20 protein-coding genes are annotated in these 19,463 nt (G+C 74.9%); 8 read left to right on the top strand and 12 right to left on the bottom strand.

The genetic code is table 11. The features are described from left to right. Nucleotides 1–70: 70 nt before the first annotated feature. The gene (locus ACGBYP_RS07500; RefSeq protein ID WP_163612656.1) at nt 71–370 is read right to left on the bottom strand and encodes a WhiB family transcriptional regulator; all 300 of its coding nucleotides are present in this window, start codon (nt 368–370) and stop codon (nt 71–73) included. 381 nt (nt 371–751) lie between these two features. Between ACGBYP_RS07500 and ACGBYP_RS07495 the strand changes: the two genes are divergently transcribed. Next, on the top strand, nt 752–1,525 hold the full coding sequence (locus ACGBYP_RS07495) for a DNA-binding response regulator (protein WP_411582644.1): 774 nt from the start codon (nt 752–754) through the stop codon (nt 1,523–1,525). 62 nt (nt 1,526–1,587) lie between these two features. Here the strand turns inward: ACGBYP_RS07495 and ACGBYP_RS07490 are convergent, their stop codons facing one another. Continuing rightward, entirely contained in the window at nt 1,588–1,830 is a 243-nt protein-coding gene (locus tag ACGBYP_RS07490) for a hypothetical protein (RefSeq protein WP_411582643.1), read from the bottom strand. A gap of 33 nt (nt 1,831–1,863) precedes the next feature. Next, on the bottom strand, nt 1,864–2,298 hold the full coding sequence (locus ACGBYP_RS07485; protein ID WP_411582642.1) for a DUF5319 family protein: 435 nt from the start codon (nt 2,296–2,298) through the stop codon (nt 1,864–1,866). A 188-nt stretch (nt 2,299–2,486) separates the two neighbouring features. On the opposite strand from ACGBYP_RS07485, the gene guaB reads away from it, so the two are divergent. The 3 genes from guaB to guaA are packed head-to-tail and all read left to right on the top strand — an operon-like array spanning nt 2,487 to nt 6,756. Continuing rightward, nucleotides 2,487–3,995 carry an IMP dehydrogenase gene (gene guaB / locus ACGBYP_RS07480; protein ID WP_411582641.1) on the top strand — a complete coding sequence of 503 codons (1,509 nt, stop codon included), beginning with the start codon at nt 2,487–2,489 and terminating at the stop codon, nt 3,993–3,995. A 3-nt stretch (nt 3,996–3,998) separates the two neighbouring features. Continuing rightward, entirely contained in the window at nt 3,999–5,168 is a 1,170-nt protein-coding gene (locus ACGBYP_RS07475) for a GuaB3 family IMP dehydrogenase-related protein (RefSeq protein ID WP_411582640.1), read from the top strand. A 25-nt stretch (nt 5,169–5,193) separates the two neighbouring features. After that, on the top strand, nt 5,194–6,756 hold the full coding sequence (gene guaA, locus ACGBYP_RS07470) for a glutamine-hydrolyzing GMP synthase (protein WP_411583687.1): 1,563 nt from the start codon (nt 5,194–5,196) through the stop codon (nt 6,754–6,756). 42 nt (nt 6,757–6,798) lie between these two features. Here the strand turns inward: guaA and ACGBYP_RS07465 are convergent, their stop codons facing one another. From ACGBYP_RS07465 to ACGBYP_RS07455, 3 genes are all read right to left on the bottom strand, one after another. Further along, a complete protein-coding gene (locus ACGBYP_RS07465; protein ID WP_411582639.1) occupies nt 6,799–7,080 on the bottom strand; it encodes a hypothetical protein in 282 nt (93 codons plus the stop codon). Next, complete coding sequence (locus ACGBYP_RS07460; protein ID WP_411582638.1) at nt 7,073–8,020, bottom strand: PspC domain-containing protein; 948 nt, start codon at nt 8,018–8,020, stop codon at nt 7,073–7,075. Before ACGBYP_RS07460 ends, ACGBYP_RS07465 begins: the two co-directional genes overlap by 8 nt. Before the next feature lie 133 nt (nt 8,021–8,153). Beyond that, the gene (locus tag ACGBYP_RS07455) at nt 8,154–8,435 is read right to left on the bottom strand and encodes a PspC domain-containing protein (protein WP_411582637.1); all 282 of its coding nucleotides are present in this window, start codon (nt 8,433–8,435) and stop codon (nt 8,154–8,156) included. A gap of 132 nt (nt 8,436–8,567) precedes the next feature. Between ACGBYP_RS07455 and ACGBYP_RS07450 the strand changes: the two genes are divergently transcribed. Both ACGBYP_RS07450 and ACGBYP_RS07445 read left to right on the top strand, forming a co-directional pair. Continuing rightward, on the top strand, nt 8,568–9,791 hold the full coding sequence (locus ACGBYP_RS07450; protein ID WP_411582636.1) for a PspC domain-containing protein: 1,224 nt from the start codon (nt 8,568–8,570) through the stop codon (nt 9,789–9,791). Further along, nucleotides 9,788–10,447 carry a response regulator gene (locus ACGBYP_RS07445; RefSeq protein WP_411582635.1) on the top strand — a complete coding sequence of 220 codons (660 nt, stop codon included), beginning with the start codon at nt 9,788–9,790 and terminating at the stop codon, nt 10,445–10,447. The genes ACGBYP_RS07450 and ACGBYP_RS07445 overlap by 4 nt, the downstream gene beginning before the upstream one ends. A 34-nt stretch (nt 10,448–10,481) precedes the next feature. Here the strand turns inward: ACGBYP_RS07445 and ACGBYP_RS07440 are convergent, their stop codons facing one another. From ACGBYP_RS07440 to ACGBYP_RS07430, 3 genes are all read right to left on the bottom strand, one after another. Then, nucleotides 10,482–11,867, bottom strand: a complete 1,386-nt coding sequence (locus ACGBYP_RS07440) for an acetamidase/formamidase family protein (RefSeq protein ID WP_411582634.1) — start codon at nt 11,865–11,867, stop codon at nt 10,482–10,484. Nucleotides 11,868–11,966: 99 nt separating this feature from the next. Further along, nucleotides 11,967–12,701: a PIG-L deacetylase family protein gene (locus ACGBYP_RS07435; RefSeq protein WP_411583685.1), complete on the bottom strand. Its 735-nt coding sequence runs from the start codon at nt 12,699–12,701 to the stop codon at nt 11,967–11,969. A 76-nt stretch (nt 12,702–12,777) separates the two neighbouring features. Beyond that, nucleotides 12,778–13,038: a chorismate mutase gene (locus tag ACGBYP_RS07430; protein ID WP_411582633.1), complete on the bottom strand. Its 261-nt coding sequence runs from the start codon at nt 13,036–13,038 to the stop codon at nt 12,778–12,780. Nucleotides 13,039–13,299: 261 nt separating this feature from the next. Between ACGBYP_RS07430 and pcrA the strand changes: the two genes are divergently transcribed. Next, nucleotides 13,300–15,591: a DNA helicase PcrA gene (gene pcrA, locus ACGBYP_RS07425; RefSeq protein ID WP_411582632.1), complete on the top strand. Its 2,292-nt coding sequence runs from the start codon at nt 13,300–13,302 to the stop codon at nt 15,589–15,591. 15 nt (nt 15,592–15,606) lie between these two features. Here pcrA and ACGBYP_RS07420 read toward each other — a convergent pair whose 3' ends face one another. The 3 genes from ACGBYP_RS07420 to ACGBYP_RS07410 all read right to left on the bottom strand — a co-directional run bounded on the left by ACGBYP_RS07420 (nt 15,607) and on the right by ACGBYP_RS07410 (nt 18,075). Next, nucleotides 15,607–16,017, bottom strand: a complete 411-nt coding sequence (locus tag ACGBYP_RS07420; RefSeq protein ID WP_411582631.1) for a VOC family protein — start codon at nt 16,015–16,017, stop codon at nt 15,607–15,609. 31 nt (nt 16,018–16,048) lie between these two features. Further along, nucleotides 16,049–17,026, bottom strand: a complete 978-nt coding sequence (locus tag ACGBYP_RS07415; protein ID WP_411582630.1) for a M23 family metallopeptidase — start codon at nt 17,024–17,026, stop codon at nt 16,049–16,051. A gap of 248 nt (nt 17,027–17,274) precedes the next feature. Next, entirely contained in the window at nt 17,275–18,075 is an 801-nt protein-coding gene (locus ACGBYP_RS07410) for an esterase/lipase family protein (RefSeq protein ID WP_411582629.1), read from the bottom strand. A gap of 267 nt (nt 18,076–18,342) precedes the next feature. Between ACGBYP_RS07410 and ACGBYP_RS07405 the strand changes: the two genes are divergently transcribed. Further along, complete coding sequence (locus ACGBYP_RS07405) at nt 18,343–19,449, top strand: hypothetical protein (RefSeq protein ID WP_411582628.1); 1,107 nt, start codon at nt 18,343–18,345, stop codon at nt 19,447–19,449. Nucleotides 19,450–19,463 lie beyond the last annotated feature (14 nt).

Genomic DNA, 19,463 nt, shown 5'->3' with positions numbered 1-19,463 from the left:
CGGCCCGACGAACTCGTCGGGCCGGCCCTCTCGTGTGTCTCCGGCGGGGGAGGTCGTCCCGCCGGGTGGTTCAGACCCCGGCGGCGATGGGGGCGGGCTCCGCAGCGATCAGCCGCGTCCGCTCCTCCTCGCTCATGCCGCCCCAGACGCCGTACGGCTCGCGGACGGACAGGGCGTGCTTGAGGCAGGACTCCAGCACCGGGCAACGGCCGCAGACGGCCTTGGCGGCTGCCTGGCGGCGCGCACGGGCGGGGCCCCGCTCGCCGTCGGGGTGGAAGAAGAGAGACGTGCTCTCGCCCCGGCAGGCGCCGTGCAGCTGCCAGTCCCACACCTCGGCGACGGGATTGGGCAGGCGACGGATGTCGGCCATTGGATCTCCTCGGCTCGTGGCGCACCGGGGGGTCGGCCCGGTCACTTCCGGCCCGATGCCCGCTGCCGATCACCCCCAAACACCCCGGTCCACGTTCGTCGTGCGGGATCGGCCGAGGTGTGCTTCGCCGGCCGGCGTGTCCGAGCGGGTGGTGGCGGCCCCTCACCCGCGGGGGTGACCGACGCTGTTGCGCAGCCACCCTGCGGATCAAGGTGGTGACAGGGAGTGCCGACCACCGGTGTGGGGGACACCCCGACACCCGTCCGGGAGACCGGCGGTGCCGGCACCCCGGAGCGGGGTCCACCCGTTCCAGGCACCCGCCCGGGCACGGCCCGGTCGGTAGGCCGCCGCCCTCCGGGACGGCGCAGACGGGAGCATCCGGTGATCGAGGACAGGGCGCGGGGCAACGGCAGCGGTGGAGCCGTCGTCTGGGTGTTCGACGAGCGCCGCCGGGTCCGGGACGAGGTCGCGGGCCGGCTGCTCGCGCTGCCCTTCGTCTCCCGCGTCGAGGCCGTGGGCGACCCGGCCTCGCTGATGGCGCGGCTGGACAACCGGCTGCCCGACGTCCTGCTCGTCGGCACCCAGCGGGCCACCGACAGCGGCCTGTCGGTCGCCACCCAGGTGCTGCGCTCGCACCCGTCGCTGCGGGTCCTCATGCTCGGCGCCCCCGACGACGCCGACACCGTCCGCGCCGCCGTGGCCCTCGGTGCCCGCGGCTTCCTGCGCTGGGACGCCAGCCCGCTCGAGCTCGGGCTGGGGATGTCGCGCACCGGGATGCGCCCGGAGGCCCCGCGCCCGGCCGGTCAGCTCACCCCGGCGCCGCGCAGCCCGCAGCACGCGGTGGCCATGTCCGGCGCCCCCGCGGGTGGGCCCTCGGGGCCGGCCCCGTGGGGCGGTTCCAGCCCGCTGGCCGGCCTGGCCCCGACCACCGTGCGCTCCACCGTCCCGGCCGCGCCGCAGGTGACGCTGTCGATGCGGGAGATGCAGGTCCTCACCGGCATGAGCCAGGGCAAGAGCAACGCCCAGATCGGCCGCGAGCTGTACCTGTCCGAGGACACCATCAAGACCCACGCCCGCCGGCTGTTCCGCAAGCTCGCCGTCAAGGACCGCGCCGAGGCCGTGGCCACCGGGTTCCGCCGCGGCATGATGAGCTGACGCCCAGCTCCTGACCCACCACAGCGCGGTGACCAGCTCGACCGGTCACCGCGCTGTCGTCGTCAGTCCGGGTCCACTCCCACGTGCCAGTGCTCTCCGGGAGCAGTCCGCGTCGCCATGTGCCCCCGCGGCAGGTCGTGGAGCTCACGCAGACCCGGGTCGATGGCGTACACGTGGCTCTGGTGCACCAGCTGGGCGTTCTCGGGGGTCGCCTCAGCGCCGGTGAGGTACTGCCAGTCGCCGTCCTGCTCGTGGAAGACGGTGAGCACCGGTCTGCCCTCGAACAGGTCCCGCATCGCGAACACGAGTGGGTCGCGCCGTCGTCGGCGCCACACGGCTCAGTCCTCGCGGGCGTGCCGGCCGCTGCTGCCGTGGCGGCCGGTGGGCTCCTCGCGCTCGGCCAGCGCCGCCACACCGTCGGCGTAGCCGCTGGCGTAGTCCCAGCTGACGTAGTCGTCGGGGTCGGGGTCGAAGGGCGGCTCGTGCCGGCCGGTCTGGCCCTCGTCGAGCAGCTGGCGCAGGTTGGCCTGCATCAGCGCCCAGTCGACGTGGTGCTCCTCCTCGCAGTCGGGGCAGTCCACGACGATGCCCTTGACCCCGGTGGGCTCCAGCAGCGTGCGGAACACCTCGAGCTCGGCGAGGTCGTCGAGGACCCCGGCCCGCTCCTCGATGGTCAGCGGGGGCTGCCCCGAGTGGTCGCCCGGGCCCAGGTCGCTCCCGAAGTCCGGGTCGCGATCCGGGGAAGCGCCGAATGCGTCGTCCCACGCGTCCACGTGTCCTCCTCGCCGGCACGGGGCCGGCCTGCTCGGGCGCTGCCGGCGGACCGGCAGGTGGTCGGGCTGGCCCGTCCACCGGACCACGGTAACGGGGGGAGGGCCCCTCGGTGGGGTCCGCCTAGCATGGAGTGGGTTCCCGTGCGCCTCGGAGGCGCTCCCACCAACGAGACGAGAGGTGGTGGCACGTGCAGCCCGACGAGCGCGTACCCGAGCTCCCCGCGAAGTTCGCCCCGCTGGGGCTGACCTACGACGACGTCCTGCTCATCCCCGGCGCGTCGGACATCGTCCCGACCGACGTGGACACGAGCACCCGGCTGACCCGCGGCATCCGGCTGGCCATCCCGCTGCTGTCCTCGGCGATGGACACCGTCACCGAGGCGCGGATGGCGATCGCCATGGCCCGCGCCGGTGGCGTGGGCGTGCTGCACCGCAACCTCGCCGCCGAGGACCAGGCCGGCCAGGTCGACCTCGTGAAGCGCTCCGAGGCCGGCATGGTCACCAACCCGGTCACCTGCTCGCCGGACAACACCCTGGCCGAGGTCGACGCGCTGTCGGCCCGCTACCGCATCTCCGGTGCCCCGGTCACCGACGCCGACGGCGTGCTCGTCGGCATCATCACCAACCGGGACATGCGCTTCGAGACCGACCAGACCCGCCTGGTCCGCGACGTGATGACGCCGATGCCGCTGGTCACCGCCCCGGTCGGGGTCGACCCGGACACCGCGCTGTCGCTGCTGCGCTCGCGCAAGATCGAGAAGCTGCCGCTGGTCGACGAGGCCGGCCGGCTGCGCGGGCTGATCACCGTCAAGGACTACGTCAAGCGCGACCAGTTCCCCAACGCCACCAAGGACGCCGACGGCCGGCTGCTCGTCGCCGCGGCCCTGGGGGTCGGCGAGGACGCCTACAAGCGCGCCGGGCTGCTCGTGGACGCCGGGGTCGACGTGCTCGTCGTCGACACCGCCCACGGCCACCAGCGCGCCGTGCTGGACATGGTCGGCCGGGTCAAGGCCGACTTCCCCGTCCAGGTCATCGGTGGCAACGTGGCCACCCGCGCCGGCGCCCAGGCGCTGGTCGACGCCGGTGCCGACGCCGTCAAGGTCGGCGTGGGCCCGGGCTCGATCTGCACCACCCGCGTGGTCGCCGGGGTCGGCGTCCCGCAGGTCACCGCCATCTACGAGGCCAGCCTCGCCTGCCGCCCGGCCGGCGTCCCGGTCATCGGCGACGGCGGCCTGCAGTACTCCGGCGACATCGCCAAGGCCATCGTGGCCGGTGCCGACAGCGTGATGCTGGGCAGCCTGTTCGCCGGCGTCGACGAGTCGCCGGGCGAGCTGGTCTTCACCAACGGCAAGCAGTACAAGTCCTACCGCGGCATGGGCTCCCTCGGCGCGATGCAGAAGCGCGGGGGCAGCCAGTCCTTCAGCCGCGACCGCTACTTCGCCGACGACGTCCTCTCCGACGACAAGCTCGTCCCCGAGGGCATCGAGGGGCAGGTGCCCTACCGCGGCCCGCTGTCCGGCGTCGCGCACCAGCTCGTCGGCGGCCTGCGGGCCGGCATGGGCTATGCGGGCGCGGCGACCATCGCCGACCTGCAGGAGCGCGGCCAGCTGACCCGGATCACCTCCGCCGGGCTCACCGAGAGCCACCCGCACGACGTCCAGGTGACCACCGAAGCCCCCAACTACCGAGGCCGCTGACCCATGCCAGTTCGTGACAACGTCGAGATCGGCCTCAACCGGTTCGCCCGCCGGGGCTACGACCTCGACGAGGTGTCGATCGTCCCCTCCCGCCGCACCCGTGACCACGACGACGTCTCCACCGCGTGGCAGATCGACGCCTTCCGGTTCGACATCCCGCTGGTCACCAGCCCCAGCGACGCCGTGGTCAGCCCGGCCACCGCGGTCGCGGTCGGCCAGGCCGGCGGCCTGGGCGTGCTCAACGCCGAGGGCCTGTGGGCCCGCTACGACGACCCGACCGACGTGCTGCGCCGGCTGCGCGCGGCCGCCGGCCCCGACGTCGGGCCGCCCACCGCGCTGCTGCAGGAGGTCTACGCCGAGCCGGTGAAGCCCGACCTGATCAGCGCCCGGGTCAAGGAGATGCGCGAGGCCGGCGTCACGACCGCGGTGCGGGTGTCGCCGCAGCACACCGTCGCGCTCGCCCCCACGGTGCTCGCCGCCGGGGTCGACCTGCTGGTCATCCAGGGCACCATCGTCTCCGCCGAGCACGTCACGACCTCCGGTGAGGCGCTGAACCTCAAGGAGTTCATCGCCGACCTCGACGTCCCGGTGATCGTGGGCGGTGCGGCCGACTACCAGACCGCGCTGCACCTCATGCGCACCGGCGCGGCCGGCGTCATCGTCGGGGTGGGCGCCGACAGCTGGTCCACCGCCGACGACGTCATGGGCGTCCGGGTGCCGCTGGCCAGCGCCATCGCCGACGCCGCCGCCGCGCGCCGCGACTACCTGGACGAGACCGGTGGCCGCTACGTGCACGTCATCGCCAACGGCCGGATCGAGACCAGCGGCGCCATCGCCCGGGCCCTGGCCTGCGGCGCCGACGCCGTCCAGCTCGGTGAGCCGCTGCGCACCGCCGCCGAGGCCCCGGCCGGTGGCGTGTGGTGGGACTCCGTGGCCGCCCACCCGCGGCTGCCCCGCGGCGGGACGTCGACGGCGGCCGAGCCCCGCGGCTCGCTGCAGGAGGTCCTGTTCGGGCCGGCCAGCTCCGCCGACGGGCGCACCAACCTCTTCGGTGCCCTGCGCCGCACCATGGCCAAGACCGGCTACCAGAACCTCAAGGAGTTCCAGCGGGTAGACCTCGTGCTCGGCGGCAACGGCGAGAGCGCCGTCGGCCCCGGTCACCTGGTGGGCTGAGCAGACCATGAGCAGCCCCGCGCACATGGACTTCCCGACCGTCCTGGTCGTCGACTTCGGCGCCCAGTACGCCCAGCTGATCGCCCGGCGGATCCGGGAGGCCGGCGTCTACTCCGAGCTCGTCGGCTCCGACGTCCCGGTCGAGGAGCTGCTGGCCCGCAAGCCGGCGGCGATCGTGCTCTCCGGCGGGCCCTCCAGCGTCTACGCCGAGGGTGCACCGCAGGTCGACCCCGCGGTGTTCGAGGCCGGCGTCCCGGCGTTCGGGATCTGCTACGGCTTCCAGGCGATGGCGCAGAGCCTGGGCGGGACGGTCGCGCACACCGGCGACCGCGAGTACGGCGGCACACCGCTGACCGTCACCACGCAGTCGCGGATGTTCGGCGACCTGCCGAACGAGCAGTCGGTGTGGATGAGCCACGGGGACGCCGTCAGCGCCGCCCCGCCCGGGTTCACCGTCACCGCGACCTCGACCGGTGCCCCGGTCGCGGCGTTCGAGGACGTCGACCGGCGGCTGGCCGGGGTGCAGTTCCACCCCGAGGTGAAGAACACCCCGCACGGGCAGACGGTGCTCGAGCACTTCCTGTTCGACATCGCCGGCCTGCAGCCCAGCTGGACGATGGCGAACGTCGTCGAGGAGCAGGTCGCCGCGATCGCCGCGCAGATCGGTGACCGGCGGGCCATCTGCGGGCTGTCCGGCGGCGTCGACTCCGCGGTGGCCGCAGCACTCGTGCAGCGGGCCATCGGTGACCGGCTCACCTGCGTCTACGTCGACCACGGCCTCATGCGCGAGGGCGAGACCGAGCAGATCGAGCGGGACTTCGTCGCCGTCACCGGCGCCGACCTGCGGGTCGTCGACGCCAGCGAGCAGTTCCTCAGCGCGCTCGCCGGGGTCAGCGACCCGGAGACCAAGCGGAAGATCATCGGCCGCGAGTTCATCCGGGTCTTCGAGCAGGCCGCCCTCGACGTCATCGCCGACGCCAAGGAGCACGGCGAGACCGTCGACTTCCTGGTGCAGGGCACCCTCTACCCCGACGTCGTCGAGTCCGGTGGCGGCACCGGGACGGCGAACATCAAGAGCCACCACAACGTCGGCGGGCTGCCCGAAGACCTCACGTTCACCCTCGTCGAGCCGCTGCGCACCCTGTTCAAGGACGAGGTGCGCGAGGTCGGCCGGCAGCTGGGCCTGCCCGACACCCTGGTGCAGCGCCAGCCCTTCCCCGGCCCGGGCCTGGGCATCCGGATCATCGGCGAGGTCACCCGCGAGCGCCTCGACGTCCTGCGGCAGGCCGACGCGATCGCCCGCGCGGAGCTGTCCGCGGCCGGCCTGGACACCGAGATCTGGCAGTGCCCGGTGGTGCTGCTGGCCGACGTCCGCTCCGTCGGCGTCCAGGGCGACGGCCGCACCTACGGCCACCCGGTCGTGCTGCGGCCGGTGTCCAGCGAGGACGCGATGACCGCCGACTGGACCCGGCTGCCCTACGACGTCCTGGCGAAGATCTCCACCCGGATCACCAACGAGGTGGCCGAGGTCAACCGGGTCGTCCTCGACGTCACGAGCAAGCCGCCGGGCACCATCGAGTGGGAGTGAGTGGGGTCCCAGCGCTCGGTCTGCGCAGCGCTGGGACTCCACTCACCGGCGGCGGCGGGCCTTCCGCAGCTCGTTGACCAGGAGGGCGACGCCGGCGGCGATCAGGACGACCCAGCCGAGGTCGTGGTCGAACCAGTCGGCCGGCAGGTCCACGCCCGACATCAGGACGACGGCCAGGACGACGAACACCGTGCCGGCGACCAGGGCGCTGACGTCCAGCCGGCGGCGGGGCGGCTCGGGGGCGTCCTTGGTGACGGCGAAGTCGTCGGGGAACACGTCGGTCTCCTGACGGCCGCTGTACTCGGGCCGGGTGGGCTCAACCACGGGACACCTCCACGTCACCCAGGCCGGACTCGATGGTGAGGACGAACTCGGGGTCCTCGTCGCCGGTCCACGCGGCCCGGCCGGTGCCGGGGAACGTGCCGCCGCTGGAGCGGTCCTGGCCGAACACCTCGGCCTCGCCGATCCCGTTGTCCACGGAGACCTCGACGTCGGCGGAGGCGGGCACCAGCACGTCGACGTCGCCCACGCCGGACTCGATCATGATCTCGATCGGCGCCGACAGGCCGGACAGGTCGACGTCCCGCAGGTCCACGGTGAGGTCGCCGAGCCCGATCTCGTAGCGCGGCTGGACGGCGTCGGCGGTCAGCGGGCGGTAGGTGCGGTCGCCGACGTCGCCCGAGGGCAGCTGCACGGTCGAGGCGAGCGCGAGGGCCGCCGTGAGCAGCACGCCCAGGGTGACCAGCCCGGTCTTGGCGCCGCGGCCGACCCCGGTCACCGCGCCGACGACCAGGCCGATGCCGACCACCAGCAGCGCGCTGCCCAGGTAGCCGCGGGGCCCGAGGTCGGCGTCGGTGAGCTGGTCGACGAGCGTCACGACGCCCAGCACGATCAGCAGGACCGCGAGGGTCACGCCGGGCACCGGTGAGCGGGGTGCGCGCGGCGGCTTCTCGACCGCGACGCCGGGCGGGCCGGCCGGTGCGCTGGGCATCAGCAGCCACAGCAGCGCGTAGACGACCACGCCGCTGCCGGCGACCACGGTCAGCGCGATGGCGCCGACGCGCCAGAGCAGTGCGTCGATGCCGGTGTACTCCGCCAGCCCGCCGGCCACGCCGCCGATCACCCGGTCGTCGCGGCTGCGGCGGAGCTGCCCGCGGGGCGTCGGCCCGGACGGCGGCGGGGCGGGCCACGAGCTCGGCGGGGGCGGGGCGCCCGGGGGCTCGGCGGCCGGGGGCGGGGCGGACGGGGGGAGTGCTGAGGTCATGCCACGAGCCTGCCGAGCACCGGCCGCCGGCGGTATCGGGGAACCACCTGAGCCGACCCTGATCCTGCGGAGCCCTGGTGGGGTCCCAGCGCCACGGGAACCGAGCGCTGGGACTCCACGAGGTCGACGACGGTCATCGGGCCGGGGCGTCGGCGGCCGGCATCAGCACCCAGAGCAGCCCGTAGAGCAGGACGCCGGTGCCGGCGCCGAGCAGGGTCAGGGTGAGGAACAGCAGCCGCCACAGCACGGGGTCGATGCCGGTGTGGGCGCCGAGGCCGCCGGAGACGCCGCCGATCATCTTGTCCGTGCGGCTGCGGACCAGCCGGGGGCGGGCCGGGGCGGTCCAGGTCGTCGCGGGTGCGGTGGGTGCGGTGGGTGCGGTGGGTGCGGTGGGTGCGTGCTCGGTCGAGGTCATGGCACCACGCTGCGCCGGGAACCGGCCTCCGGGCATCGGGGGACCACCGGAACCGACCCCGGACCTCGGCGGCCCCCGCAGTCCGGGTGATCACCGATGTGCCGGCGCCCCGGGCGGTGACACCATCGTCGGGTGACCACCAGCACCGCGCCGGCCTCGGGCTCCCCGGCGGCGCCCGCCGCGCGGCGGGCGGCCCGGCCGCCGCTGGCGCGACCGCGCAGCGGCCGGCTGCTCGCCGGGGTCGCCAGCGGGACGGCGGCACACCTGCGGGTGGACGCGGTCGTGGTGCGCGTCGTCTACCTCGCGCTGGCGGTCACCGGCGTCGGCGTCGTCGCCTACGCGCTGCTCTGGCTGACCATGCCGGTGGCCGCCGCCGACGGCGAGCAGGGCGACCCGGCCCTGGCCACCGCCCGGCCCAGCCGCCGGCAGCTGCTCGGCCTGGGCCTGCTGGCGGTCGTGTCGGCCTGGACGGTCTCGGAGCTGGCGAACTCCGGCGGGCTGTCGGTGATCCTGCCGCTCGTGCTCGCCGGGGCCGGGCTCGCGGTCATCTGGCGCCAGCTGGACGCCGGCGGCGACCTCGACCGCGGCAGCGCCCGCTGGGGGCTGGTCGCCGGCGCCGTGCTCGCCGTGGTCGGGCTGGTGCTGCTGCTGGCGACCACCGGCCAGCTGGCCAATGCCCGCAACGGCTTCACCGGCACCGTCGTCATCCTGGTCGGGATCACGCTGGCGACCGCGCCGCTGTGGCGCCGGCTGCTGGACTCCCGGGCCGCCGAGCGCGCCGCCCGGATCCGCTCCGAGGAGCGCACCGCGGTCGCCGCCCACCTGCACGACTCGGTGCTGCAGACCCTCGCCCTCATCCAGCGGCACGCCGCCGACCCCGCGGTCGTCGGCCGGCTGGCCCGCAGCCAGGAGCGCGAGCTGCGCGCCTGGCTCTACGAGCCGACCATCGTCACCGGCGGCACCTGGGCGGGGCTGGTCGCCCGGCTGGTGGCCGAGGTCGAGGCCGACCACGCCGTCACCGTCGACCCGGTCGTCGTCGGCGACCTGCCGGTCGACGAGGCCGTCGCCACCCTCGGCCGGGCGACGAAGGAGGCGGTGGTCAACGCCGCGAAGCACTCGGGCGCGCCCAGCGTCTCGCTGTACAGCGAGGTCGGTCCGACGACCGTCACCGTGTACGTGCGCGACCGTGGCGCCGGGTTCGACCCGGCCACCGTGCCCGGTGACCGCCGCGGTCTACGGGACTCCGTCGTCGGCCGGCTCACCCGGCTCGGCGGCACGGCGACGGTGCGTTCGGCACCAGGAGAGGGGACCGAGGTGGAGCTGTGCCTCCCACGGGACGCGGAGGTGCCGGCGTGACCGGCCCCCGGGTGTTCCTGGTGGACGACCACGCCATGGTCCGGGCCGGCGTCCGCGCCGAGCTCGGGGACGTCGTCCAGGTGGTGGGGGAGGCCGCCGACGTCGCCTCCGCGGTGGCCGGCATCCGGGCCGCCGCGCCCGACGTCGTCCTGCTCGACGTGCACCTGCCCGACGGCGGGGGCCGCGCGGTGCTGGAGAGGCTGCGGGCCGAGCTGCCTGCGACCCGGTGGCTGGCGCTGTCGGTCTCCGACGCCGCCGAGGACGTCATCGCCGTCATCCGCGCCGGTGCCCGCGGCTACGTCACCAAGACCATCTCCGGTGCCGACCTGCGCGACGCGGTGCGCCGGGTCGCCGAGGGGGACGTCGTGTTCAGCCCGCGGCTGGCCGGCTTCGTGCTCGACGCGTTCGCGGCGTCCTCGGCCCCGGCGGCCCCGGTGGAGGACCCCGCGGTCGACCCGGGCCTGGACCTGCTGTCGGCGCGCGAGCGGGAGGTGATGCAGCTGCTGGCCCGCGGCTACACCTACCGCGAGATCGGCGGCCGGCTGTTCATCTCGGTGAAGACCGTGGAGTCCCACGCCTCCAACGTGCTGCGCAAGCTGCAGCTGTCCAACCGCAACGAGCTCACCCGCTGGGCGGCGACCAACCGGTTGCTGTGAGGGCCCCGTCCCGGGAGGGGACGGGGCCCTGCGCTCAGCGGAAGTGGCTCTTGGGGATGACGCCGTGCACCCCGACGGTGCGGTCGACGACCTGCGAGACCTCGAAGTCCGCCGCCGCCGACAGGTAGGCGTAGGCCACCGCGCGGTCCATCCCCAGGTCGTCCTGCAGGAAGTCCAGGGCGTTGACCACGGCCCGCCGGTTGGCGATGTCCAGGTCGCTGACCTGGCTGGTGCGCGAGCCGTCGGGGTCGGACAGCCCGATCGGCACCCAGGCGTCCGGCGTCTCCCCGAACGGGTACCGGAAGGCCACCGAGGGGGCGTCCTTCGAGCCCTTGCGGCAGACGGTGAGCCGGAAGGTCATCCGCAGCGAACCCTCCAGGGCGGTCAGCGCGACCTCGCCACCGCCCATCGACATGTGCGGGTCGCCGACGGAGAACAGGGCGCCGGGTGCCACGACCGGCACGTAGAAGGCCGAGCCGACGTTGAGCAGGTTCACGTCGATGTTGCCGCCGCCCAGGGTGGGCGGGATCGAGTTGACCAGGGGGTCGTTGACCCGGGTCGCGTCGCCGACGGTGGCCACCGCCATCAGCCCGGCGAACGGGTCGATCGGCCACGACACCGAGCCCCGGCGCCCGGCCGGGAGGGTGGCCTGGGGGACGTTCCCGCGCCCCCGGCCGACCGGCGTGAAGACCGAGACGTTGCCGTACCGCAGCGGGTCCTTGGTGGCCCGGCCGTCAGGGGTGTTCGGCATGACCTCCGCGGCGGTGATGTCCCCGGGACTGGTGGCGAAGCCCGCGGCGAGGGCGCCCTTGCCGTGCCGGCTGGAGATGACGCCGTACGGGACGCGGGGCAGCGCGGTCAGCAGCTCGATCTTCAGGACGTCGCCCGGCCGCGCGCCCTCCACGGCCACCGGGCCGGTGATGACGTGCGGGCCGTCGGCGTCGAAGTCGCGGGTGTGCCGCGCGTAGGTCCGCGCCACCGCGACGGCGTCGTCGAGGACCTGGTCGCGCCGGACGCCCTTGCCGGCGAACCAGGCGACGGGGTCCCGCCCCTGGTCCTCCAGGAGCCCCTCGTGGCTGATCGTGTCGATCGTGATCGTGCGGCCGGAGCGCACCGTGGCGACCGGCGTGTCGGTGGTGCGCGGCAGGTAGCCCCAGAACACCTGGTCCGGCCGGGAGGGCAGGTAGACGTCGCCGTCGATGGGGCCCTTGCCCGGTTGCAGCACCTCACCCGGCAGCCGGGTGCGGCTGGGCGTGGGGGTGGCCGCCGCGGGGGCGGCGGTGGCCATCCCGGCGGCCAGCACCGCGCCGGCCCCCAGCGCGGCCCGGACGAAGGTGCGGCGTCCCAGCCCCCGCTCCAGGGTCTCGGCCGCGGACAGCGGGTCGGGCCGGTCGGCCGGCGTGGGGTCGTGCGGGGCCATCGACATCTGCTCTCCCGGGTGCCTGGTCCTGGCGTTCGGGCGATGTCTACGGGTGCTGTGTTGCCCCTGTGTGCCGGCCTGTTGCGTTCTCGTTCCGGGTCAGCCGGTGTAGACGACCTGGAAGGCCTCGGCGAGGCGGCCCTCGGGCAGGCCGTGGTCCTTCGCGGTCTGCCGCATCCAGCCGCCGACGAACTCCTGCAGCTGGCCCTCGGGCAGGTGGCTGACCTGGGTGACGTGCGACATCAGCGCGGCCCACTTGCGCTCGACCACGTCGGTGACGTCGACGACGTGGTCGGGGCGCGGGCCGCCACCGAGCCACACCTCGGAGACCGTCCACGCCTCGAGGCCCTCGTCGGCCAGCAGCTCGGGGTGGGCGAAGGGGTTGCGCGCGTCGGGGTAGACCGCGCGCAGCGTCGACTCCCCGGCGGTCATGTGGTCGGGGTGGCTGGCGCCGATCCGCTCGTAGAACCGCTCGGGTGAGCTGGTCAGCACCCGCTGCGGGCGCACCTGGCGGATGACCCGGCTGATGTCGCGGCGCAGCTCCAGCGTGGGCTCCAGCCGGCCGTCGGGGTAGCCGAGCCAGTGGAGGTCGGTCACACCCACCGCGGCGGCTGCGGCGGTCTGCTCGGCCCGGCGCAGCACCGGCATCTGGTCGCGCGGGGTCTCGTCGAAGCCGCCGGCGTCCCCGTCGGTGACGATGCAGTAGCTGACCTGCGTGCCGGCCGCGGTCCAGGTGGCCACGGTGCCGGCGCTGCCGAAGTCGACGTCGTCGGGGTGGGCGAGCACGCACAGGGCCCGCTCGACGTGCTCGGCAGGGGCGGTCGGCAGCGGCATCACGCCGGGCAGCCTATGGCCAGCGCTCAGGGGCCCGCGCCGAGCCTGCGAGGTGTGGGGGAGGGGTGGCTTTCCTTCACAGGCGACCGCGGCCCTGACGCAGCAGGAACATGCCCAGCGAGGCGCCGTCGTCCCCCAGCGCGGCGCGGAAGCGGTCGAGCACCCGCTGCTCGCGGGCCAGCGACAGCCGCGTCCCGCCGCTGGCGGTGCGCAGCGCGCCGATCTCCCGGGAGATGGCCAGCCGGCGCTGCACCAGCTCGATGATCTGCGCGTCGCAGGAGTCGATCTCGCCGCGCAGCGCGTCGATGCGGGCGGCCGGGTCGGTGGTGGTGCTCATCAGGTCCTCCGGGGCGGGTCGCGGCCGTCGGACCCCGGAGACGAGGAACGCCCCGGGGCCGTCGGCCCGGGGCGTCGTGTGCGGTGGCTTCTCAGCCAGCGGGTACGGACACCGGGGACCGGTGGCCGTAGGGAAAACTCCGCTGGCTGGGCACGGGGCGAGTCTGGCACGGACGCCGATCGGCGCGCCACCTGTCACGCGCGTCGCACCCGTTCCGCGCGGGGGAGGAACGTCGGCGGTCCGGCTTACAGTGGCGGGGACATGAGCAGCTCGCAGATCTCCCTCCCCGGCACCGCCGCGCTCACCCGCCAGGCACCCGGCCAGATCGGTCGCGAGCTCGACCGGATGCTCGCCGGCCTCAACGGCCCGCAGCGCCAGGCCACCGTGCACGAGGGCAGCCCGCTGCTCATCGTCGCCGGCGCCGGGTCGGGCAAGACCCGGGTGCTCACCCACCGGATCGCCTACCTGCTGGGCGCCCGGGGTGTGCAGCCCGGCGAGATCATGGCGATCACCTTCACCAACAAGGCCGCCGGCGAGATGAAGGAGCGCGTCGCCTCCCTCGTCGGCCCGCGCGCCCGCGCGATGTGGGTCTCGACGTTCCACTCGATGTGCGTGCGCATCCTGCGGGCCGAGGCCGCCAAGCTGGGCATGAAGACCTCGTTCACCATCTACGACCAGGGCGACTCGGTCCGGCTGATGACGATGGTCGCCCGCGACCTGGACCTCGACAGCAAGCGGTATCCCGGCCGGAGCCTGGCCAACCAGGTGTCGAACCTGAAGAACGAGCTCATCGACGAGGAGTCCTACGCCCCGGAGACCGCGCCGGAGAAGGTGCTCAAGGAGGCGTACACCCTCTACCAGCGCCGGCTGCGCGAGGCCCACGCCATGGACTTCGACGACCTGATCATGACCACGGTCCACCTGCTGCAGGCCTTCCCCGACGTCGCCGAGCACTACCGGCGCCGGTTCCGCCACGTGCTGGTCGACGAGTACCAGGACACCAACCACGCCCAGTACGTGCTGGTCCGCGAGCTGGTCGGCACCGCCGGCGGCCCGGTGCCGCCGGCCGAGCTGTGCGTCGTGGGTGACGCCGACCAGTCGATCTACGCCTTCCGCGGCGCCACGATCCGCAACATCGACGAGTTCGAGCGCGACTACCCCGACGCGACCACGATCGTGCTGGAGCAGAACTACCGCTCCACCCAGCGGATCCTGCGCGCGGCCAACCAGGTCATCGCCCGCAACACCGCCCGGCGGCCGAAGAACCTCTGGTCGGAGGCCGGCGACGGCGAGCTGATCGAGGGCTACGTCGCCGACAACGAGCACGACGAGGCCGCCTGGGTCGCCGAGCAGATCGACGCGCTCACCGACGAGGGCCTGGCCCAGCCGAAGGACATCGCGGTCTTCTACCGCACCAACAACGCCTCCCGCGTCTTCGAGGAGGTGTTCATCCGGGTCGGCATGCCCTACAAGGTCGTCGGCGGCGTGCGCTTCTACGAGCGCCGCGAGGTGCGGGACGCCATCGCCTACCTGAAGGTCGTCGCCAACCCGGCCGACGTGGTGAGCCTGCGTCGGGTGCTCAACACCCCCAAGCGCGGCATCGGCGAGCGCGCCGAGTCCGCCGTCGAGCGCTACGCCGACCGCGAGCGCATCCCGTTCGCCTCGGCCCTGCGCCTGGCGTCGGAGATCGGCGAGCTGGCCACCCGCTCGTCGAAGGCCATCGCCGAGTTCGTCGCGCTGCTGGAGGAGTTCGAGCAGCTCGTCGAGACCGGCTCCGGCCCGGCCGCGCTCCTGGAGAGCATCCTCGAGCGCACCGGCTACCTCGCCGAGCTGTCGGCCAGCACCGACCCGCAGGACGAGGGCCGCGTCGACAACCTCAACGAGCTGGTCTCGGTGGCCGCGGAGTTCGAGGCGGCCAACCCCGACGGCACCGTCACCGACTTCCTCGAGCAGGTCTCCCTGGTGGCCGACGCCGACCAGATCCCGGTCACCGGCGACGAGGCCGGGGTCGTCACGCTGATGACGCTGCACACCGCCAAGGGGCTGGAGTTCCCGGTCGTCTTCCTCAGCGGCCTCGAGGACGGCGTCTTCCCGCACCTGCGCGCGCTCGGCGACCCCCGCGAGCTGGAGGAGGAGCGCCGGCTGGCCTACGTCGGCATCACCCGCGCCCGCCAGCGGCTGTTCCTGTCCCGGGCCACCGTGCGCACCAACTGGGGTCAGCCGGCCTACAACCCGCCGTCCCGGTTCCTCGACGAGCTGCCCACCGACGCCGTCCACTGGACCGGCTCGCAGCCGGTGAGCACCTCGCCGATGAGCTCGGCGCAGTCGCGGGTGGCCGCGACCGGGCTGTCCACCGGGGGGCTGCGGGGCGGCGCGGGCAACCGCGCGGTGATCAACGTCGAGATCGGCGACCGGGTCAGCCACGACGCGTTCGGGCTGGGCACGGTGGTCGAGATCAACGGCGCCGGCGACAAGGCGCAGGCCACCGTCGACTTCGGCTCCGGGGGCACCAAGCGGCTCGTCCTCCGTTACGCCCCGCTGGTCAAGCTGTAGCCGAGGGGCCGGCGGTCAGGGCTGTTCGTCGCCCTCGAAGCCGATGAGCCAGTGGACGCCGAAGCGGTCGACCACCTGGCCGTCGGAGGCGCCCCAGGGACGGCGCTCGAGGTCGGCGACGACCCGTCCGCCGGCGGCGAGGCCGGTGAACCAGGCGCGCAGGGTGGCCGGGTCCGCGGTGCCCAGCAGCGACCACATCAGGCCGGTGCACGCCAGCGCCGGCTCGTCGCCGGCCACGTCGGCGGCGAACAGCGCGACCGGCCCGCCGACCAGGTACCCGTGCGCCACCGCGTCGGCGGGGCCGTCCGTGCGTCCGAGGTCGGCGAACGAGTGCACCTCGGCGCTGCCGCCGAACACCTCCGCGTAGGACGACAACGCCGCACGCGCGGTGCCGGGCAGGTGCAGGTACGGCGTCGGTGCGGTCATGCGACCGGAGCGTAGGGCCGCCGGCGGTGGTTCAGCCGACCGTCAGGCCCCGCTCGCCCAGCCACTTCTCCGGGTCGATCGGCTTGCCGTTCATGCCGCCGCTGTGGATCTCGAAGTGCAGGTGCGGGCCGGTCGACTGGCCCTCGTTGCCGACCTTGGCGATCTGCTGCCCGGCGGTGACGACGTCGCCGGCCGCGACGCTGTAGTAGCGCATGTGGCCGTAGATCTGGACGTTGCCGTCGGCGTCCTGGACGTAGACGGCGTTGCCGTAGCCCGAGGCCGCGCCGGCCCGCAGGACCACGCCGTCGGCGGCGGCGAGGATCGGCGTGCCCAGTGGGGCGGCCAGGTCGATGCCCCAGTGCTTGGTGCCCCAGCGCTGGCAGAAGCAGGTGGTGAGCCGGCCGTCGGTGGGGACGACGAAGTCGGGCTCGCGGGCGGCCCGGGAGGCGGCGATCTCGCTGAGCCGCGCCTGGGCCTCGGCCTGGCTGATCTCCCCGCGGGCGTCCTCGACGTCCACGCCACCGGCGAAGCTGGCGTCGGCCAGCCCCAGCCCGTAGTCCTGCCCGGAGGCGACCGACACCGGCGTGGGGGTGCCGCCGCCGAGCAGGGCGGCGGTGATGGCGCCCACGACGGCGGCGGCCAGCAGCAGCGGGGCGCGCCGGGCCGGGGGCCGGGCGAACTGGCGCGCGGTGGCGGTCGCGGCCGGGGCGGCGACTGCCCGGGCGGGGGCGGTGGCCGGGCCGGCGGCCGGCGGCGGCGGGAGGACGGCGAGGGAGTCGGTGGTCTCCGGGGCCGCCGGGGCGGCGGTGGTCACCGGGGCGGCGGGGGTCTGTGCGGTGTCGGCCGCACCGGTCGCGGTGGCGCCCTGGGTGGCGGCCCACTCGCCGTCCCAGTCGACGTCGGTGGCCAGCGCCTGGGCCCAGTCGGTGCCCGCCGGGTCGACGGGCAGGACGGCATCGAGGGCGTCCTCGGGCCGGGTACGGCCGACGATCTCACGCAGACGGGACAACGGACACCTTCCGGGGACGACACCACGGGGGGAGCCGTGGGCCTGACGTGCACCAGACGGTCAAGTGATCGGCAGGTGCACGGAGCAGTGGGACCACCGGGTGGCGGATCCCGTCGCTGTCGTCCGCGGACGTTACGGAGAGCGACGGAGGCCGACCATCACCTCACGCCGCGTGTCGCTGCACTAGGCGCTCAGTGACCACACCCGTCACACCAGCCACCTCGTGGGTCACCCGGACCCCACCGGCCTCAGGCGGCCGGCAGTTGCTCGTCGACGGCAGTGCGGGGTGTGGCCAGAGTGGTGGCCACCTCGTCGAGCACCGAGCGGTGGATCGGCAGCGACATGTGCCCCACCCCGCGCACCAGCACGTTGCGCACCACCAGGTCGGGGTGGTCGCACCGCCCGGAGACCGAGGGCACGACCATCTGGTCCAGGTCGCTGTAGACCGCGGTCACCCGCGTGCGGCAGCCCGGCGCCGGGGCGGCCAGCTCCTGGATCAGCGGGGAGCCGGGGCGCAGCTGCCGCACCAGCGGGGTGGGCAGCACGTGCGCCCACCGGCTGCCACCGTGCGGCGTCCCGAGGGTGACCAGGGTGTCGACCCGGGCGTCGCCGCCCAGCCGCTGCACCAGGTAGCGGGCCACCAGCCCGCCCAGACTGTGCCCGACGACGTGCACGCGCTCGTGGCCGGAGTCCTGGCACACCCGTTCCAGGTGCCGCCCCAGGGCAGCGGCCGCGGTCTCGACGTCGCGCAGCAGCGGGCTGTAGTTCCAGGAGCAGACCTGGGTGAAGCCGCGTCGGCGCAGGCCCCGCCGCATCACCGAGAACACCGACCGGTTGTCGACCAGCCCGTGCACCAGGACGACGGGGACGCGGGCGGCGAGCGGGTCGCCGGCGAACAGCGCCCGGACGGCGGGGGGCTGCACGCCGGGGCGGTAGCCGGGGTCGGGGCGCAGCCGTTCGGCCCGGGCGCCGAGCGGGTAGAGGACCGCGTGCGCACCCACCCAGGCCAGCTCGGTGAGCGTGCCCGCGAGGGCCGCGGGGGAGACCACCGACCGGAGACCTCCGCGCGGTGGGTGTCCCGGGGTCGCCGGGTCGCTCCCGGCCGGGACGCCCCGCACGTGCCACGCTGGGGGAGAGGGCTGGTCGGTCGAGTGCACGCCGGTCTCCCTCCCTGTCCGCTCCGGCACCGCGCCGGGCGGTGCCGCGCACGTGCTGCGCCGGCCTCGGGGGACCGTAGTGCCCTGATGTGCCAGGCGTCACACACCGTCGTCCGACACGCGCCCGCGTCCTGACCGCCGACCCCGAGGAGCCGACCAGTGCCCGCCCGTGACCGCCTTCCCGCCCGCCCCGGCGCAGGGGGTGCCTCGCCGTCCGGCCGCCCCGGTGCCGCCCGGAAGGGCGCCCCGCGCCGCGGTGGCACCGCCCGGCCCACCGCCGGGCGACCGGGCGCGGCGGTGCCGGACCAGCTGGTCGTCGGCACCGTCCCGCTGCTCGCCCGGGTCGCCGGGGGGCTCCTGCTGCTGGCCGGCCTGGTCGGCGCCGCCGCCGTGTTCCCCACGTACCTGGTCGTCGGCGGGCAGCCGATCGGCCCGGTCGCCGGGCCGGTCTCCGCACTCGTCGCACTGCTGGCGCCGCTCGCCTCCGTGGTCGTCGGGGCCGGGCTCGCGCTCGGCCGGGTGCCACGGCTGGGCCTGGCCTACGCCTCGGTCAGCGGAGCGCTGGCGGTGGGCCGGCTGCTCATCGAGGTCCACCAGGGCCGCGGGTCGACCACCCGCGCGGCGGTCGACGTGCTGGCCGGGGAGCGGGTCGTCACCAGCTCCGTCGAGATCGGCGCCGGCTGGGTGCTCGGCGTCGTCGCGCTGGCGCTGACCGTCCTCGCCGGGGTGGTCGCGCTGGTCGCCTGGGGACGCACGGTCATGGAGGACGCCGGCTCGCTGGACCCGCTGCGGCCGGTGCTCGCCGGGGCCTCGGTGCTGCTCGGGGTGGGGGCGGTGCTCTGCCTGGCGCTGCCGGCCGCCGACGTCCCGGACCGGGTGGTGGTCGACCCGGCCACGGGGCTGGAGACGGTCGTGACCGCCCAGGGCCCGCCCGGGCTGCTGGAGCGCCCCGGCCTCGCCCTGCTCGGCGGGCTGCTGCTCGCCGGCGCCCTGCTGCTGTGCGCGGTCACCGCGCCGTCGCTGCGGCCGCGGCTGGGCGCCGTGGGCGGGCTGCTGGGCGTCACGGTGTTCGTGCTGGCGAGCGGGCTCGGCGGGCTGCGCGACGCCCGGCACAGCCCCGACCTGGACTGGACGGTCACCGGCGCCGGGCTGCTGGTGCTCGGGCTGGCGCTGGCCGCGCTGACCGCGGTGGCCTGGCGGGCGCGCGCGTCGGCGGGCCCGGTCGCGACCGACGCCGAGCGGTTCGGCAGCGCCGCCCAGGACTGACCGCGCGCGGCCGC

Origin of the sequence: Modestobacter sp. SSW1-42 (assembly GCF_046635825.1) — a bacterium.
In the GTDB taxonomy this organism is placed as follows: domain Bacteria; phylum Actinomycetota; class Actinomycetes; order Mycobacteriales; family Geodermatophilaceae; genus Modestobacter.
The sequence above is the reverse complement of the archived record's forward strand: the minus strand, read 5'-3'. Positions and strand labels throughout refer to the sequence as shown.